This window comes from Streptomyces sp. NPDC088400 (genome assembly GCF_044753355.1).
GTDB lineage: Bacteria > Actinomycetota > Actinomycetes > Streptomycetales > Streptomycetaceae > Streptomyces.
In genome coordinates this window covers 110,881-128,289 of sequence record NZ_JBIVMZ010000006.1, presented here as the reverse complement: position 1 = coordinate 128,289, position 17,409 = coordinate 110,881, and the positions used below count along the sequence as shown (strand labels likewise).

15 protein-coding genes are annotated in these 17,409 nt (G+C 69.8%); 12 read left to right on the top strand and 3 right to left on the bottom strand.

Annotation, left to right across the window (positions count from 1 at the left end):
- Positions 1–44 precede the first annotated feature (44 nt).
- Positions 45–833 carry a peptidylprolyl isomerase gene (locus tag ACIQD6_RS17005; protein ID WP_401883173.1) on the bottom strand — a complete coding sequence of 263 codons (789 nt, stop codon included), beginning with the start codon at positions 831–833 and terminating at the stop codon, positions 45–47.
- Positions 834–1,059: 226 nt separating this feature from the next.
- On the opposite strand from ACIQD6_RS17005, the gene ACIQD6_RS17000 reads away from it, so the two are divergent.
- The 4 genes from ACIQD6_RS17000 to ACIQD6_RS16985 all read left to right on the top strand — a co-directional run bounded on the left by ACIQD6_RS17000 (position 1,060) and on the right by ACIQD6_RS16985 (position 5,323).
- Complete coding sequence (locus ACIQD6_RS17000; RefSeq protein WP_401883171.1) at positions 1,060–1,818, top strand: MBL fold metallo-hydrolase; 759 nt, start codon at positions 1,060–1,062, stop codon at positions 1,816–1,818.
- A 13-nt stretch (positions 1,819–1,831) separates the two neighbouring features.
- On the top strand, positions 1,832–3,094 hold the full coding sequence (gene hisS / locus ACIQD6_RS16995; RefSeq protein ID WP_401883169.1) for a histidine--tRNA ligase: 1,263 nt from the start codon (positions 1,832–1,834) through the stop codon (positions 3,092–3,094).
- A 141-nt stretch (positions 3,095–3,235) separates the two neighbouring features.
- Positions 3,236–3,874 carry a vitamin K epoxide reductase family protein gene (locus ACIQD6_RS16990; RefSeq protein WP_401883166.1) on the top strand — a complete coding sequence of 213 codons (639 nt, stop codon included), beginning with the start codon at positions 3,236–3,238 and terminating at the stop codon, positions 3,872–3,874.
- A gap of 93 nt (positions 3,875–3,967) precedes the next feature.
- Entirely contained in the window at positions 3,968–5,323 is a 1,356-nt protein-coding gene (locus ACIQD6_RS16985) for a replication-associated recombination protein A (RefSeq protein ID WP_401883163.1), read from the top strand.
- 143 nt (positions 5,324–5,466) lie between these two features.
- Here the strand turns inward: ACIQD6_RS16985 and ACIQD6_RS16980 are convergent, their stop codons facing one another.
- A complete protein-coding gene (locus ACIQD6_RS16980) occupies positions 5,467–6,159 on the bottom strand; it encodes a DUF2470 domain-containing protein (RefSeq protein WP_401883161.1) in 693 nt (230 codons plus the stop codon).
- 177 nt (positions 6,160–6,336) lie between these two features.
- On the opposite strand from ACIQD6_RS16980, the gene rpsD reads away from it, so the two are divergent.
- Complete coding sequence (rpsD, locus tag ACIQD6_RS16975) at positions 6,337–6,951, top strand: 30S ribosomal protein S4 (RefSeq protein WP_401883159.1); 615 nt, start codon at positions 6,337–6,339, stop codon at positions 6,949–6,951.
- Positions 6,952–6,977: 26 nt separating this feature from the next.
- Here the strand turns inward: rpsD and ACIQD6_RS16970 are convergent, their stop codons facing one another.
- Positions 6,978–9,179: an ATP-binding protein gene (locus ACIQD6_RS16970; RefSeq protein ID WP_401883157.1), complete on the bottom strand. Its 2,202-nt coding sequence runs from the start codon at positions 9,177–9,179 to the stop codon at positions 6,978–6,980.
- A 169-nt stretch (positions 9,180–9,348) separates the two neighbouring features.
- Here ACIQD6_RS16970 and ACIQD6_RS16965 point away from each other — a divergent pair, with 169 nt between their 5' ends.
- From ACIQD6_RS16965 to aroC, 7 genes are all read left to right on the top strand, one after another.
- Complete coding sequence (locus ACIQD6_RS16965; RefSeq protein ID WP_401883154.1) at positions 9,349–9,795, top strand: DUF948 domain-containing protein; 447 nt, start codon at positions 9,349–9,351, stop codon at positions 9,793–9,795.
- Between the two features lie 7 nt (positions 9,796–9,802).
- Positions 9,803–10,162 carry a hypothetical protein gene (locus ACIQD6_RS16960; RefSeq protein WP_401883152.1) on the top strand — a complete coding sequence of 120 codons (360 nt, stop codon included), beginning with the start codon at positions 9,803–9,805 and terminating at the stop codon, positions 10,160–10,162.
- Complete coding sequence (gene alaS, locus ACIQD6_RS16955) at positions 10,162–12,831, top strand: alanine--tRNA ligase (RefSeq protein ID WP_401883151.1); 2,670 nt, start codon at positions 10,162–10,164, stop codon at positions 12,829–12,831. Before ACIQD6_RS16960 ends, alaS begins: the two co-directional genes overlap by 1 nt.
- A gap of 6 nt (positions 12,832–12,837) precedes the next feature.
- On the top strand, positions 12,838–13,290 hold the full coding sequence (gene ruvX / locus ACIQD6_RS16950) for a Holliday junction resolvase RuvX (protein ID WP_401883150.1): 453 nt from the start codon (positions 12,838–12,840) through the stop codon (positions 13,288–13,290).
- A gap of 131 nt (positions 13,291–13,421) precedes the next feature.
- Positions 13,422–15,248 carry an endolytic transglycosylase MltG gene (gene mltG / locus ACIQD6_RS16945; protein WP_401883148.1) on the top strand — a complete coding sequence of 609 codons (1,827 nt, stop codon included), beginning with the start codon at positions 13,422–13,424 and terminating at the stop codon, positions 15,246–15,248.
- Complete coding sequence (locus ACIQD6_RS16940; protein WP_401883146.1) at positions 15,245–16,072, top strand: shikimate dehydrogenase; 828 nt, start codon at positions 15,245–15,247, stop codon at positions 16,070–16,072. The genes mltG and ACIQD6_RS16940 overlap by 4 nt, the downstream gene beginning before the upstream one ends.
- A 138-nt stretch (positions 16,073–16,210) precedes the next feature.
- Positions 16,211–17,395: a chorismate synthase gene (gene aroC, locus ACIQD6_RS16935; RefSeq protein WP_401883144.1), complete on the top strand. Its 1,185-nt coding sequence runs from the start codon at positions 16,211–16,213 to the stop codon at positions 17,393–17,395.
- The last annotated feature ends 14 nt before the right edge of the window (positions 17,396–17,409 follow it).

Sequence of the window (17,409 nt, the reverse complement as noted above, 5' to 3'; positions counted from 1 at the left end):
GGCCGCCCGGCTGTCCGCACTCAGCGCGGCCGAAATTCAGAGGGTCACGCCTTGTCGACCGTGCCCTTCTTCACGGTGACCGTCTTCTTCGGCGCACCGTCGCCCTGACCGCCCGCCACTCCGGCCTCCGCCACGGCCTTCACCGCCTTCAGTCCGTCGGCGTCCATCGTCCCGAACGGGGTGTAGCTGGGCGGGAGTTTGGTGTCCTTGTAAACCAGGAAGAACTGGCTGCCGCCGGTGTGCGGCTGGCCGGTATTCGCCATCGCCACCGTCCCGGCCGGGTACGTGACGGAGCCGTCCGCACCGGCCTTGCCGAGAGCGGTCAGATTCTCGTCCGCGATCGTGTAGCCGGGGCCGCCGGTCCCGTCACCCTTCGGGTCGCCGCACTGGAGCACGTAGATGCCCTGCGTGACCAGTCGGTGACATTTCGTGCGGTCGAAGTAGCCCTTGTCCGTGAGCGACTTGAAGGAGTTCACCGTGTGCGGCGTCTTCTTCGCGTCCATCGCGATCGAGATGTCGCCCTGGCTCGTGGCGAGCGACATCGTGTACTTCGCCGACTTGTCGATCGTCATCTTCGGCTCGGGCGCGCTGCTCTCACTCGCCGACGGCGAGGGCGAGGGGCTCGACTCCGCGTCGGCGGCGTCGCTCTTGCCGGAGTCGGACATGTTGATCGAGACGTACGCCGCGGCGCCCGCGACCAGCACCACGGCCAGCGTGGACGCGATGATGGCATTGCGGCGCTTCGCCTTCCTGCGGGCCTCGGTCCGGCGCTGCTGCTGCCGCTCGAACTTCTCCCGGGCGAGCTGCCGCCGCCGCTGATCGCTGTTGACCACCGGGTCTTCTCCTCATGGGTGTGATCCTGTCCGGCCTGACCAGGGTCTGTCCGGCCACGATCCGACGGGCAGGCCCCCAGGGGCGCACTGAAGATCCGTGCCGTTCCCGACTGGATCTTCAGCCCACTCCTAGCCCCGTACGGTATATGGGTTCGCTGTGGATTGAGGAGCGCCGGTAGGCTCTGATCTGCTGCATTCTCCCGACCCACGACATATAAGGACGATCGTGCTCATTGCCGGTTTCCCCGCCGGGGCCTGGGGGACCAATTGCTATCTGGTCGCCCCCGCCGCCGGTGAGGAGTGCGTGATCATCGACCCCGGCCATCAGGCCGCCCAGGGCGTCGAGGACGCGGTGAAGAAGCATCGGCTCAAGCCGGTCGCGGTCATCCTCACGCACGGCCACATCGACCATGTCGCCTCGGTCGTCCCGGTGTGCGGAGCCCATGACGTACCGGCGTGGATCCACCCCGCGGACCGGTTCATGATGAGCGACCCGGAGAAGGCCCTCGGCCGTTCGATCGGGATGCCGCTCATGGGCGAGCTCACCGTGGGGGAGCCGGACGACGTCCAGGAGCTGACCGACGGAGCCGAACTGGCGCTGGCGGGCCTGGAGTTCGCGGTCGCGCACGCGCCCGGCCATACCAAGGGGTCGGTGACCTTCAGAATGCCCGAGGCGACGGGCGGGGACATCCCGCAGGTCCTCTTCTCGGGCGATCTGCTGTTCGCCGGCTCCGTCGGACGCACCGACCTGCCCGGCGGCGACCAGGCCGAGATGCTCGAGTCGCTGGGCCGTGTGTGCCTGCCGCTCGACGACTCGACCGTGGTGCTGTCCGGCCACGGCCCCCAGACGACCATCGGCCACGAGCGCGCCACCAACCCCTATCTCAGGGCTGTGCTTCCCGGGGGAACCCGACCGGGAAGCACCGGACCCGGCGCCGGTGGCCAGGGAAGCGGCCCGAGTGCCGCTCCACGACGAGGAATGTGACGCAGCGATCCCCATGAGCACCTTTCAGGCCCCCAAGGGCACCTACGACCTGATTCCGCCGGTCTCGGCGACCTTCCTCGCGGTACGCGAGGCGATCTCCGCGCCGCTGCGCAACTCCGGCTACGGCTATGTCGAGACGCCCGGTTTCGAGAACGTCGAGCTGTTCGCGCGCGGTGTCGGGGAGTCCACCGACATCGTCTCCAAGGAGATGTACGCCTTCGAGACCAAGGGCGGCGACAAGCTGGCGCTGCGCCCCGAGGGCACCGCCTCCGTGCTGCGCGCCGCGCTGGAGGCCAACCTGCACAAGGCCGGCAACCTGCCCGTCAAGCTCTGGTATTCGGGTTCGTACTACCGCTACGAGCGTCCGCAGAAGGGCCGGTACCGGCACTTCTCGCAGGTCGGTGCCGAGGCGATCGGTGCCGAGGACCCCGCGCTGGACGCCGAGTTGATCATCCTGGCCGACCAGGCGTACCGCTCGCTGGGCCTGCGCAACTTCCGTATCCTGCTCAACTCGCTGGGCGACAAGGAGTGCCGCCCCGTCTACCGCGAGGCGCTCCAGGGCTTTCTGCGCGCGCTCGACCTGGACGAGGAGACCCGCCGCCGTATCGAGATCAACCCGCTGCGGGTCCTCGACGACAAGCGCGCGGACGTACAGAAACAACTCGTCGGCGCCCCGCTGTTGCGGGACTACCTGTGCGACGCGTGCAAGGGCTACCACGAAGAGGTACGTGAGCTGCTGACCGCGGCGGGCGTGGTGTTCGAGGACGACGAGAAGCTCGTACGCGGCCTCGACTACTACACGCGCACCACGTTCGAGTTCGTCCACGACGGCCTCGGCGCCCAGTCCGCGGTCGGCGGCGGCGGCCGCTACGACGGGCTGTCCGAGATGATCGGCGGCCCTGAACTCCCGTCCGTCGGCTGGGCGCTCGGCGTGGACCGTACGGTCCTGGCGCTGGAGGCGGAGGGCATCGAGCTCGACATCCCGCCCGCCACCAGCGTGTACGCGGTACCGCTCGGCGAGGAGGCGAGGAAGCGGCTGTTCGCCGTCGTCACCGAACTGCGCAAGGCGGGTGTCGCCACGGACTTCGCCTTCGGTGGCCGGGGCCTCAAGGGCGCGATGAAGTCCGCCAACAGGTCGGGCGCGCGTTACACGATCGTCGCCGGTGAGCGGGACCTCGCCGACGGCGCGGTGCAGCTCAAGGACATGGAGACCGGCGAGCAGGAGGCGGTCGCGCTGGACGCGATCGTCGGGAAACTGCGGTCACTGCTCGGCTGAGCCCGGCGTACGGAGGGGGCCCGGACGGTGATCGTCCGGGCCCTTCTCCGTACGTACTTATCTCCGGCGAACGGTGGGCGCGGGGCTCGGTGCGGCAGAATGACCGTGCCCCTGCAGGCCTCAGAGTGATGGAACGGCGATATGAAGAGTGCGGCGGTTGACGACGACATCTCCTCCGGCCGGAAGGAGACGCGCGATGTGGGCGCGGTCGGCGGCGGGCGGGCGTTCGCGCTGCTGCTGGTGGTCACGGGTGCGGCCGGGCTGCTGGCCGCGTGGGTGATCACTCTTGACAAGTTCAAGCTGCTGGAGGATCCGGGTTTCACTCCGGGGTGCAGTCTGAATCCGGTGGTGTCCTGCGGGAACATCATGAAGAGCGAGCAGGCGTCGGTGTTCGGTTTCCCGAATCCGATGCTGGGACTGGCGGCGTACGCGGTGGTCGTCGGTGTCGGTATGGGCCTGCTGGCGGGGGCGGGTTACCGGCGGTGGTTCTGGCTGGGGCTGAACGCGGGCATGTTGTTCGGTGTCGGGTTCTGCGCCTGGCTCCAGTACCAGTCGCTGTACAGCATCAACTCGCTGTGTCTGTGGTGCTGTCTGGCCTGGGTCGGCACGATCCTGATGTTCTGGTACGTCACCTCGCACAACGTCCGCCAGGGCATGCTGCCCGCGCCGGGTTGGCTGCGCGGTTTCCTGGACGAGTTCACCTGGGTGCTTCCGGTGCTGCACATCGGGATCATCGGGATGCTGATCCTGACCCGCTGGTGGGACTTCTGGACCAGCTGAGCCGGCCGTTGCACCGGGGGACCTGGCGGGCCCTCCCTGGCAGCTCCCACCGGCGGGGACGGCGTTGTCAGTGCCCTGGCATAGGCTTCACACGTGGAGCCCGACCTCTTTACCGCAGCGGCGGAAGACCGCCAGGAGAAGGACCCGTCCAGCAGCCCCCTGGCGGTCCGGATGCGCCCGCGTGTCCTCGACGAAGTGGTCGGACAGGGGCATCTGCTGAAGCCCGGGTCGCCGCTGCGCCGACTGGTGGGAGAGGGAAGCGGCGGCCCCGCGGGCCCCTCGTCCGTGATCCTCTGGGGCCCGCCCGGCACCGGCAAGACGACCCTCGCCTATGTCGTCTCCAAGGCGACCAACAAGCGCTTCGTCGAGCTCTCCGCGATCACCGCGGGGGTCAAGGAAGTACGGGCCGTGATCGACGGAGCCCGTCGGGCCTCCGGCGGCTTCGGCAAGGAGACCGTCCTCTTCCTCGACGAGATCCACCGCTTCAGCAAGGCCCAGCAGGACTCCCTGCTGCCCGCGGTGGAGAACCGCTGGGTCACGCTCATCGCGGCCACCACCGAGAATCCGTACTTCTCGGTGATCTCCCCGTTGCTCTCCCGCTCCCTGCTGCTCACGCTGGAGCCGCTCACCGACGGCGATCTGAGCGATCTGCTGAGCCGGGCGCTCACGGAGGAGCGCGGGCTCGGCGGTGCGGTCACCCTCCCCGAGGACTCCGCGGCGCATCTGCTGCGGATCGCGGGCGGTGACGCCCGGCGCGCGCTGACCGCGCTGGAGGCAGCGGCCGGCGCCGCGATCGACAAGAGCGAGAAGGAGATCTCTCTCCAGACGGTGGAGGAGACGGTCGACCGGGCGGCGGTGGCGTACGACCGGGACGGCGACCAGCACTACGACGTGGCGAGCGCGCTCATCAAGTCGATCCGCGGGTCCGATGTGGACGCCGCGCTGCACTATCTGGCCCGGATGATCGACGCGGGGGAGGACCCCCGGTTCATCGCCCGGCGGCTGATGATCTCGGCGAGCGAGGACATCGGTCTGGCCGACCCGACGGCCCTGCCGATCGCGGTCGCCGCCGCCCAGGCCGTGGCCATGATCGGCTTTCCCGAGGCCGCTCTCACGCTCAGCCACGCGACGATCGCGCTGGCCCTCGCGCCCAAGTCGAACGCGGCGACGACGGCGATCTCGGCGGCTCTGGAGGATGTGAAGAAGGGCCTGGCGGGATCCGTTCCCACTCATCTGCGCGACGGCCACTACAAGGGCGCGGCCAAACTCGGTCATGCCCAGGGCTATATCTATCCGCATGATGTGCCGGGCGGAATCGCCGCTCAGCAGTACGCCCCCGACGAGGTGCGCGGCAGGCGGTACTACGAGCCCACGCGGTACGGCGCGGAAGCCCGCTATGCCGATGTCGTCGACAAGGTGCGCGAGCGGCTGCGCGGGGACGGCGCCTGAACCGGTTGTCAGGTCGTGTCCGCAAAGCAGCGCCGGGGTCTTCCCCGCGCGTCGCTCGGCCTCCGTGACTGTTGCTGCGTGCTGCGTGCTGCGTGCTGCGTGCTGCGTGCTGTGGGCGACGGGGCGTCAGTGGCCCCGGCGCTTCAGCGAGCGGCCGCGTCGAAGAGGGCGTGCATGGCCCGGCGCAGCTCGTTCACGTCCTTCACCGGCTCGGGGAAGTCGAAGCGGGCGTCGAAGCACTGGACGCCGGTGAAACGCACCCGCAGTCCGAAGCGGTCGAGTGCGACGGGCACGGCCGCGGTCGCGGCTCCGGAGATCCCGTCGGCCCGTTCTCCGAGCAGCCCGCGCAGCGTCTGGACCTCGGCGCTGTGCGCGGAGTGCAAATGCTGGAGCAGCTCCGCCTCGTGTTCCACCAGCGGGTCCGGCGAGGCCGAGGCGAACTCCTCGGGCTCCACGGACTCGGCGCCCCACAGGTCGTCCACGCAGGCCTCGCCGATCTCCAGGCGCAGCACCGTGCGGCCGGGTTCGGCCCGCCCCTGTTCGAGGGTGAGCCAGCCGGAGAGCCAGGCACGGCCCCTGATCCGGTGAGGTACGGAGACCGGTGCGACGTCCGTCACCTCCAGCACCGCGTTCAGTTCGTCGTCCTGCGCGTGGGTGGCGGCCCGTACAGCCGGGGAGTCGGGGGGAAAGACGAGGAACACCTCGCCGTCGGGCCCGATATGCCGTGAATCGGGCATCGGCTGGTACGGCAGTGCCCCGTCCAGGCCCGGAATGATCAGGACGGATGAGCATGTACTCTGTACGAGAGTTCGTGTGCGCTCGGCTGCTGACGGCATCCGATCGATTTCAAGCCCGCTGGGACGCGGCTGACCATGAGCTGATCGGACCTCCGTCGAGTCGGCGCCCTGTGCGTCGAGACTGTCTGTGATGCGTGTGGTGTTCCCAGGGCGAGACATGCGATCTCCTTTGAGTAAGGTGAGCCTAACCTAACCTACAACGGAGGTCTGGAGAACGTGCCTAACCAGTCGCGTCCCAAGGTCAAGAAGTCCCGTGCGCTCGGTATCGCGCTGACGCCGAAGGCCGTCAAGTACTTCGAGGCCCGTCCGTACCCGCCGGGCGAGCACGGTCGTGGACGCAAGCAGAACAGTGACTACAAGGTTCGTCTGCTCGAGAAGCAGCGCCTGCGTGCCCAGTACGACATCAGCGAGCGCCAGATGGCCCGCGCCTACGACCGCGCCCGCAAGGCCGAGGGCAAGACGGGCGAGGCCCTGGTCGTCGAGCTCGAGCGCCGCCTCGACGCCCTGGTCCTGCGGTCGGGCATCGCCCGCACCATCTACCAGGCCCGCCAGATGGTCGTTCACGGCCACATCGAGGTCAACGGTGGCAAGGTCGACAAGCCGTCCTTCCGCGTCCGTCCCGACGACGTCGTGATGGTCCGCGAGCGCAGCCGTGCGAAGGTTCCCTTCCAGGTCGCGCGTGAGGGTGGCTACGACACCGACGGTGAGACCCCGCGCTACCTCCAGGTCAACCTGAAGGCCCTGGCGTTCCGCCTGGACCGTGACCCGCAGCGCAAGGAGATCCCGGTCATCTGCGACGAGCAGCTGGTCGTCGAGTACTACGCCCGCTGACGCAGGCGAAGTCGCTCAACAGCGCTTCAGCCCGCCGCCTCCCCGCCGTTTCCGGTGGGGGAGCCGGCGGGCTTCCGCGTTCTCCGGGGGAGCCGGCCCGTGCCGGACGGCCGGCGCGGCGGGGCGACGGACGGCCCGCGTCCGGCGAGTGCCCGCGCCACGGCCGCGTCCGTCGAGAGCCCGCGCCCCTCGCTCTCGTACGCCTCGTACCTTTCCGTACCGAGCAGCTCGGTCGCCTGCCGCTCGCACCGCGCGCGCGGCGCGCTGAAGAACACGGACCCGAACCGCGGTGGTCCGACCGATGCCCGCAGCCGGGACGCGGCCCCCTGGAGGACCGCCGCCTCCGCCGGATCGCCCTGGCTCGCCGTCACCAGCGCCATCAGCTCGACGGCCGTCACCAGCCCCACCAGATCGTTGAACCCGTGGTGGATGGCGAGGGACTCCGCGGCCAGCGCGCGTGCCTCGGCGTACGCGTCCCGGGCCCAGGCCGCGTACGCCAGCACATACAGCGCGTACGCCCTGGCCCAGCGCTCGCCGCTGTCCTCGCAGATCCGGCGCACCTCCGCGCACAGCGCGACGGCCGCGTCCAGATCGTTCTGGAGGACCAGGCACGTGGCCAGCTCGGTCTGGCACATCAGCACATTGCTGTTGAGTTCGCCCAGTTCCTGGTACGAGGCGAGTGCCGCGCGCAGCAGGCGTTCGGCGCGGGGCTGGTCGTCCGAGAGCAGCGCCTGACAGCCCAGCCGGTGCACGGCGTACGCGCGCGCCGGCTCGTTGTCCGTACGCGCCGCCTCCTCCCGGCACTCGTGCAGGGCGCCCACCGCCGCCATGTTGTCGCCCTGGAGGACCGCCACGTACCCCAGCACCCACAGGGCCTTCAGCCGCGACTCGTCGTAAGGGGAGTCCAGGGCGAGCACCCGGTCCAGCCAGCGCCGGCCCTCGGTCAGCCGGCCGCAGCCGGCCCAGTAGAACCAGAGCGTGCCCGCCAGATGCTGGCCCAGATGGGCCTCGTCGGGCGTCTCCAGGCACAGCTCCAGCGCGGCGCGCAGATTGGGCAGCGCGCTCTCCGTACCGGCCGCGACCTCGGCCTGGCGCGGGCCGAACCAGTCCAGCTCGTACCAGGTCGCGAGCCCCATGTACCAGTCGCGGTGCCGCCTGCGCAGCCGGCCGGTGTCCTCCAGTGCGTCCAGCCACTCGGCGCCGTACGCCCGGACCGTGTCCAGCATCCGGTAGCGCACCCCCGCCGGTGTCTCCTCGCGGACGGCCAGGGACTGGGCGATCAGCTCGGCGAGCACGTCCAGGACATCCTCCGGCGGCAGTTCGGGCCCGCCGCACACGTACTCCGCCGCTTCCAGGTCGAACGGCCCGGCGAAGACCGACAGCCGCGCCCACAGCAGGCGTTCCGGCGGGGTGCACAGCTCATGACTCCAGCCGATCGCGGTCCTGAGCGTCCGATGGCGGGCCGGCCCGCCCCGCCTGCCGTCGGTGAGAACCCGGAAGCGGTCGTCGATCCGGTCGAGCAGCTGCTGGACCGAGAGGGCGTGCAGCCGTCCGGCCGCCAGTTCCAGCGCGAGCGGGATCCCGTCGAGGCGGTGGCACAACGTCCGTACGGCGTCGTCCTGCGCGAGGGGCGGCACGAGGGACGGCGCGAGGTCCGGGCAGCCGGCGGCGGCCCGGTCGGTGAAGAGCCGGACCGCGTCGGTCTCCGTCATCGGCCCGAGCATGTACGTCAGTTCGCCCTCCACCCGCAGCGGACGCCGGCCCACGGCGAGGACCCGCAGTCGCGGTGCCCGCCGCAGCAACTCCCGTACCAGCTCCGCGCACACGTCCACGATGTGCTCGAATCCGTCGAGCACCAGCAGCGGTCCGCGCGTCGCGAGATGCTCGATGAGCACCTCGCGCGGGGACCTGCTGGTGTGGTCCGTCAGGCCGAGGGCTTCGGCGAGCGCGTGTTCCAGCAGCTCCGGGGCGCGCAGGGCGGAGAGTTCGGCCAGCCGGACACCGTCGCAGTAGCGTTTCCTCAGAACATCGGCGGCACGCAGGGCCAGCCGGGACTTGCCCACTCCGCCGACCCCCACCACCGTGACCAGCCGGGACGCGTCGAGGTGTCGCGTGAGGGCGGACAGTTCGTCGTCACGCCCCACGAAGTGGTTCAGCTCGGCGGGGAGATCGCCCGGAACCCGCGGGGACTCGTCGGGAGAGGGGCCGGAGCGGAAGGACCGTCGCATGGGACACGCAGAGTACTCACGTGGCAGCACTCCGTACAGTCCTTCCCGCTAACTGCCGCACCGGGCAACCGTAATGCGGTACGGGACGTGACCGTCGGCGCGATAGGGTCGGGAGACGACTTTCCAGTCGCTTTCCAGATGACCGTCGATGATCAGGGAGCGGTGCGGCGTGACCGGTGGAGAGGTTGCCGGGATCCTGGTGGCCGTGTTCTGGGCCATTCTGGTCTCCTTCCTGGCCGTGGTGCTGGTGAGGCTGGCCCAGACGCTCAAGGCGACCACCAGACTCGTGGCGGACGTGACCGAACAGGCCGTCCCTCTGCTCTCCGACGCGTCGGCGACGGTCCGCTCCGCGCAGACCCAGCTCGACCGGGTCGACGCCATCGCGACGGACGTCCAGGAAGTCACCTCGAACGCCTCGGCGCTCTCCACGACGGTCGCCTCGACCTTCGGCGGCCCGCTGGTCAAGGTCGCGGCCTTCGGCTACGGCGTACGCCAGGCCATGGGACGCAGGGGAGCGCTGGCCGAGGGGAACGAGGCAGCCGGACCGGCGCCCCGTCGCACCGTGGTCGTCGGCCGCACGCTGCCGTCCGCGCGACGCAGGAAGAAGAAGGGCTGACGCAGCGATGTTCCGCCGTACGTTCTGGTTCACCGCGGGCGCGGCCGCGGGCGTCTGGGCCACCACCAAGGTCAACCGCAAGCTCAGGCAGCTGACCCCGGAGAGCCTCGCGGCGCAGGCCGCGAACAAGGCACTCGACACCGGGCACAAGGTCGGGCACAAGGTCCGGGAATTCGCTGTTGACGTCAGGACCGGGATGGTCCGGCGCGAGGCGGAACTGGGCGAGGCACTCGGCCTGGACGCACCGGCCGACCCCGCGCTTCCCGGACCGCGCCGGCTCGCCGCCATCGAGCAGCGGACCGAACACCCCCGGTCCGCCCGGACCACGCACTCCTACAACCCGCACAACCGGAATGAGGACCACTGATGGAGTCGGCTGAAATTCGCCGCCGCTGGCTGAGCTTCTTCGAGGAGCGCGGGCACACCGTCGTGCCTTCGGCGTCGCTCATCGCGGACGACCCGACTCTGCTGCTGGTCCCGGCGGGCATGGTGCCCTTCAAGCCGTACTTCCTCGGCGAGGTCAAGCCGCCCGCCCCGCGCGCCACCAGCGTGCAGAAGTGCGTCCGTACACCGGACATCGAAGAGGTCGGCAAGACCACCCGGCACGGCACGTTCTTCCAGATGTGCGGCAACTTCTCGTTCGGCGACTACTTCAAGGAAGGCGCCATCGCCTACGCCTGGGAGCTGCTCACCAGCTCCGTGGCGGACGGCGGCTACGGCCTGGAGCCGGAGAAGCTCTGGATCACCGTCTACCTCGACGACGACGAGGCCGAGCAGATCTGGCGCGAGAAGATCGGCGTACCGGCCGAGCGCATCCAGCGGCTGGGCAAGAAGGACAACTTCTGGTCCATGGGGGTCCCCGGCCCCTGCGGTCCGTGCTCCGAGATCAACTACGACCGCGGCCCCGAATTCGGTGTCGAGGGCGGCCCCGCCGTCAACGACGAGCGGTACGTGGAGATCTGGAACCTGGTCTTCATGCAGTTCGAGCGCGGCCCCGGCGAGGACAAGGAGAACTTCCCGATCCTCGGTGACCTGCCGTCGAAGAACATCGACACCGGTCTCGGCCTCGAACGCCTCGCCATGATCCTCCAGGGCGTGCGGAACCTGTACGAGATCGACACCTCGATGGCCGTCATCGACAAGGCCACCGAACTGACCGGGGTCCGGTACGGCACCGACGCCGGCTCGGACGTCTCCCTCCGGGTCGTCACGGACCACATGCGTACGTCCGTCATGCTCATCGGCGACGGTGTCAGCCCCGGCAACGAGGGCCGTGGCTATGTGCTGCGCCGCATCATGCGCCGCGCCATCCGCAACATGCGCCTCCTCGGCGCCACCGAGCCGGTCGTCGCCGAGCTGGTCGACGTGGTCATCGAGACCATGGGCGAGCAGTACCCGGAGCTGCGGACCGACCGCAAGCGCATCGAGACCGTGGCCCTCGCCGAGGAGGCCGCCTTCCTCAAGGCCCTCAAGGGCGGCACGAACATCCTCGACACCGCCGTCACCGAGACCAAGGCCTCCGGCGGCCAGGTCCTCTCCGGTGACAAGGCCTTCCTGCTCCACGACACCTGGGGCTTCCCGATCGACCTCACCCTGGAGATGGCCGCCGAACAGGGCCTGTCCGTGGACGAGGACGGCTTCCGCCGTCTGATGAAGGAACAGCGGGAGCGGGCCAAGGCCGACGCCAAGGCCAAGAAGTCCGGCCACGCCGACCTCTCCGCCTACCGTGCGGTCGCCGACGACAGCGGCTCCACCGAGTTCACCGGCTACACCTCCACCGAGGGCGAGTCGACCGTCGTCGGCCTGCTCGTCGACGGAGTGACCTCACCCGCCGCCACCGAGGGCGACGAGGTCGAGATCGTGCTCGACCGCACCCCCTTCTACGCCGAGGGCGGCGGCCAGCTCGCCGACCAGGGCCGGATCCGCCTCGACACCGGTGCCGTCGTCCAGGTCCGCGATGTCCAGCAGCCGGTCCCCGGTGTCTCCGTGCACAAGGGGACCGTGCAGGTCGGCGAGGTGACCGTGGGCTCCTCCGCCTACGCCTCCATCGACCTCACCCGCCGCCGCGCCATCGCCCGCGCCCACAGCGCCACGCACCTCACGCACCAGGCGCTGCGCGACGCCCTCGGCCCGACGGCCGCCCAGGCCGGTTCGGAGAACTCGCCGGGCCGCTTCCGCTTCGACTTCGGCTCGCCCGCCGCCGTACCCGGCACGGTCCTCACCGACGTCGAGCAGAAGATCAACGAAGTGCTCGCCCGTGAACTGGACGTCCAGGCCGAGGTCATGTCCATCGACGAGGCCAAGAAGCAGGGCGCCATCGCCGAGTTCGGCGAGAAGTACGGCGAGCGGGTCCGTGTGGTCACCATCGGCGACTTCTCCAAGGAGCTGTGCGGCGGTACCCATGTCCACAACACCGCCCAGCTGGGCCTGGTGAAGCTGCTCGGTGAGTCGTCCATCGGCTCCGGTGTACGACGCATCGAGGCCCTGGTAGGCGTCGACGCCTACAACTTCCTGGCCAAGGAGCACACCGTCGTCGCCCAGCTCCAGGAGCTGGTCAAGGGCCGCTCGGAGGAGCTGCCCGAGAAGATCTCCGGCATGCTCGCCAAGCTGAAGGACGCCGAGAAGGAGATCGAGAAGTTCCGCGCGGAGAAGGTCCTCGCCGCCGCCGCCGGACTCGCCGACAGCGCCAAGGACGTACGGGGTACGGCCCTGGTCACCGGCCAGGTCCCGGACGGCACCTCGGCCGACGACCTGCGCAGGCTGGTCCTCGACGTCCGCGGCCGCATTCCCGGTGACCGGCCGGCCGTCGTGGCCCTGTTCACCACGGCGGGCGGCCGTCCGCTGACGGTCATCGCCACCAACGAGGCCGCCCGTGGACGCGGACTCAAGGCCGGTGACCTGGTCCGTACCGCCGCCAAGACCCTCGGCGGCGGCGGTGGCGGCAAGCCGGACGTCGCCCAGGGCGGCGGCCAGAACCCGGACGCCATCGGGGACGCCGTCGCCGCGGTCGAGCGCCTCGTCGCCGAGACGGCCTGATCCCGCATGCGGCGAGGACGTCGTCTCGCGATCGATGTCGGGGACGCCCGTATCGGGGTCGCCTCGTGCGACCCCGACGGGATCCTCGCCACGCCGGTGGAGACCGTGCCGGGACGTGATGTCCCGGCCGCCCACCGGCGGCTGCGCCAGATCGTGGAGGAATACGAGCCGATCGAAGTCCTGATCGGCCTGCCGCGCTCCCTCAACGGGGGCGAGGGACCGGCCGCCGCGAAGGTACGTCTGTTCGCACAGGAAGTGGCGCGGGGGATCGCGCCCCTGTCCGTACGACTGGTCGATGAGCGTATGAGCACAGTGACGGCGAGTCAGGGATTGCGCGCTTCGGGGGTGAAATCCAAGAAGGGCCGGTCCGTGATCGACCAAGTGGCGGCGGTCGTCATCCTCCAGAGTGCACTGGAGGCCGAAAGAGCCTCTGGCGAAGCCCCGGGCGAGGGCGTCTAAGTGGTCATCTGATCGCGATACGGTAACGTTCCGCGCGATGTGGTGTTCGAACAGCTACCGCACAGCAAAGAGGCGAAACGGAACCCGGCCCTCGCGATCGGTGCCCGCTGCCTCGCGGCCCAAGGGGATCGATGACTGACTATGGCCGGGGCCCCGGCTCCGAACCGTGGCACCCAGAAGACCCCTTGTACGGGGAGCAAGGGTGGGGAGCGCAGCAGGCCGTGGACGGCCACGCTCCCTACGGCGGGCAGCCACAGCAGCAGTACGCGCAGCAGCCGCAGACGCAGGCGCAGTACGGGGGTGTTCAGGACCCGTACCAGCAGCAGTACCAGCCGCAGCAGCCTCAGTACGGCGACCCGCAGCAGCAGTACGACGAGCAGCGGCACGGCGGTCAGCAGCTCGGCGGACAGGGGCAGTACGCCCCTCACCAGTACAGCGATTCCCAGTACGGCGATTCCCAGTACGGCGATCCCCGGTACGGCGATCCGCAGCAGCAGCCCCAGTACACCGATCCCCAGCAGCAGCCGCAGTACAACGACCCGCAGTACAACGGTGGTTGGGACACCGGCCAGCAGGCCACGATGCCGTACGCCGGGCAGCCCGCGCCCCCGTACGACGACGGCCGGCAGGGCGGTGCCTACGGAGAGAACCAGGACTTCTACGGCACGCCCGACGCGTATCCGCCGCCCCAGCCGCCCACCCAGCGCCGGGCCGAGCCCGAGCCGGAGCCGGCGAACGAGTGGGACGACGAGCCGCAGAAGGAGACCCACCCCTTCTTCACGGACGACGGCCGCGACGACGGCGAGGATGACGCGGACCCGGGTGAGGACGGCAAGGGCAACGGCCGGGACGGCCGGGGCAAGACCAAGAAAAAGAAGAAGAGCCGCAACGGCACCGCGTGTCTGATCCTTTCCGTGGTGCTCGTGGGTGGCGTCGGTGGCGTCGGCTATGTCGGCTACCAGTTCCTGGCGGAGCGGTTCGGCCCCGCCCCGGACTACGAGGGCGCCGGATCCGGCGAGGTCCAGGTGAAGATCCCGCAGGGGGCCGGCGGCTACGAGATCGCCGCGATCCTGGTGAAGAACGATGTGATCAAGAGCCAGCGCGCGTTCGTCGCCGCGCAGAAGGCCAACCCGCGGGGCAATGCGATCCAGGCGGGCGTCTACCTGCTCCGCAAGGAGATGTCCGCGGCGAATGCCGTAAAGAAGATGCTCAGCCCCAGCAGCCGCAACGCGCTGATCATCCCCGAGGGCACCCGCAACACGGACATCTACAAGTTGATCGACAAGCGGCTGGGGATCAAGAGCGGCGAGACCGCGGACGTCGCCAAGGCGCAGGCGAAGAATCTGGGTCTGCCGAGCTGGGCCAACGACAACAAGGCCATCAAGGATCCGCTGGAAGGTTTCCTGTACCCGGCGAGCTATCCGGTCCAGAAGGGCATGAAGCCGGAAGCCCTCCTCAAGGACATGGTGTCCCGGGCCAAGGCCGAGTACAGCAAGCAGGATCTCGAGGCGGAGGCCACGAAGCTGGGGCTGAAGTCCCCGCTCCAGCTCATCACCGTCGCGAGCCTGATCCAGAAGGAAGGCAAGTACAAGCACGACTTCGACAAGGTGTCGCGGGTCGTCTACAACCGCCTGAAGCCCGACAACACGGAGACCGTCGGACGCCTTGAGTTCGACTCCACCGTCAACTACATCAAGGCGACCAGCAGGCTGGACATCGGCGCGGTCGATGATCTGCGACGGCTCAAGGATCCGTACAACACGTACGACATCAAGGGACTCACCCCCGGGCCCATCTCCAATCCCGGATCGGAAGCCCTGCACTCGGCGCTCAATCCGACACCCGGTCCCTGGTACTACTTCGTCTCGGTGACCGAGGACAAGACGCTGTTCGCCGAGACCAACGAGGAGCACGAACTGAACCGGCAAGAGTATGAGAAGGAAAGCAAGAACAAGTGAGCGCACGCAGGCGAGCGGCGGTCCTCGGATCGCCGATCGCGCACTCCCTCTCCCCGGTGCTGCACCGTGCCGCGTACGGGGAACTCGGCCTCGGCCACTGGTCGTACGACCGCTTCGAAGTGGACGAGGCCGGGCTCCCCGGCTTCTTCGCCGGACTCGACGACTCGTGGGCCGGTCTGTCGTTGACCATGCCGCTCAAACGGGCCGTCATCCCGCTGCTCGACGAGGTCACGGACACCGCGGCCTCCGTCGAGGCGGTCAACACGGTCGTCTTCGGTGACGACGGACGGCGCACGGGAGACAACACCGACATCCCCGGCATGATCACGGCGCTGCGTGAGCGGGGGGTGGAGCGTGTCGAGTCCGCGGCGATCCTGGGCGCGGGCGCGACCGCGTCGTCCGCCGTCGCCGCGCTCGCCCGCGTCTGCACGGGGCCGGTCACCGCTTATGTGCGCAGCGAGGCGCGCGCGGACGAGATGCGCGGCTGGGGCGAACGGCTCGGCGTGGATGTCCGGATCGCCCGGTGGGAGACGGCGGAGCAGGCGCTGCGCGCCCCTCTCGTGATCGCCACCACCCCGGCCGGGACGACCGACGGCCTCGCCGCCGCCGTCCCGGACACGGTCGGCACACTCTTCGACGTGTTGTACGAGCCCTGGCCCACCACCCTTGCCGCCGCCTGGTCGGCCCGCGGCGGCGCGGTCGTCTCCGGCCTCGATCTGCTGGTGCACCAGGCGGTTCAGCAGGTCGAGCAGATGACGGGCCGCTCGCCCGCACCGCTCGCGGCGATGCGCAAGGCCGGGGAACAGGCCCTCGAAGCCCACTGAGATGTCTTGGACATCGTCCGCCCACTGGACCGGAGGCCGGTTCGCGGTGTCGGCCGTGGGAGGATCGGACATGGCGGGCCAGGGCCGCGCACCCGGTCGCGCCATTGCAGTTCCAGGCGCGAGTATCGAGGAGCACCGTTGAGCAGGTTGCGCTGGCTGACCGCGGGGGAGTCGCACGGACCCGCACTCGTGGCGACGCTGGAGGGTCTTCCCGCCGGTGTGCCCATCACCACGGAGATGGTGGCGGACCACTTGGCCCGGCGGCGTCTCGGCTACGGTCGCGGCGCGCGGATGAAGTTCGAGCGGGACGAGATCACCTTCCTCGGCGGCGTACGGCACGGCCTGACCATGGGATCGCCCGTCGCGATCATGGTGGGCAACACCGAGTGGCCCAAGTGGGAGCAGGTCATGGCGGCCGACCCGGTCGACCCCGCCGTCCTGGCCGAGCTGGCCCGTAACGCTCCGCTGACCCGGCCCCGGCCCGGTCACGCCGATCTCGCGGGGATGCAGAAGTACGGCTTCGACGAGGCACGGCCGGTCCTGGAGCGCGCCAGCGCCCGGGAGACCGCCGCGCGGGTCGCGCTCGGCGCCGTGGCGCGGTCGTACCTGAAGGAGACCGCCGGGATCGAGGTCGTGTCCCACGTGGTCGAACTGGCCGCGGCCAAGGCCCCGTACGGCGTGTACCCGACCCCGTCCGACGTGGCACGGCTCGACGCCGACCCGGTGCGCTGCCTGGACGCGGACGCGAGCGAGGCGATGGTCGCGGAGATCGACCAGGCCCACAAGGACGGCGACACGCTCGGTGGCGTGGTCGAGGTGCTGGCGTACGGCGTGCCGGTCGGGCTCGGCTCGCACGTCCACTGGGACCGCAGGCTCGACGCACGGCTCGCCGCCGCGTTGATGGGCATCCAGGCCATCAAGGGCGTCGAGGTCGGTGACGGCTTCGGTCTGGCGCGCGTCCCCGGTTCGCAGGCGCACGACGAGATCCTGGCGACCGACGAGGGAATCAAGCGCGCCTCCGGCCGCTCCGGCGGCACCGAGGGCGGGCTGACCACGGGCGAACTGCTGCGCGTACGGGCCGCGATGAAGCCGATCGCGACTGTGCCCCGCGCGCTGGCCACCGTGGATGTGGCCACCGGCGAGGCGGCGCAGGCGCACCACCAGCGCTCCGACGTGTGCGCCGTGCCGGCCGCCGGGATCGTCGCCGAGGCCATGGTCGCGCTGACTCTCGCGGACGCGGTCGCCGAGAAGTTCGGCGGCGACAGCGTCGCGGAGACGCGCCGCAACGTCCGCTCGTACCTCGACAACCTCTCGATCCGGTGAGCGGGCCGATGAGC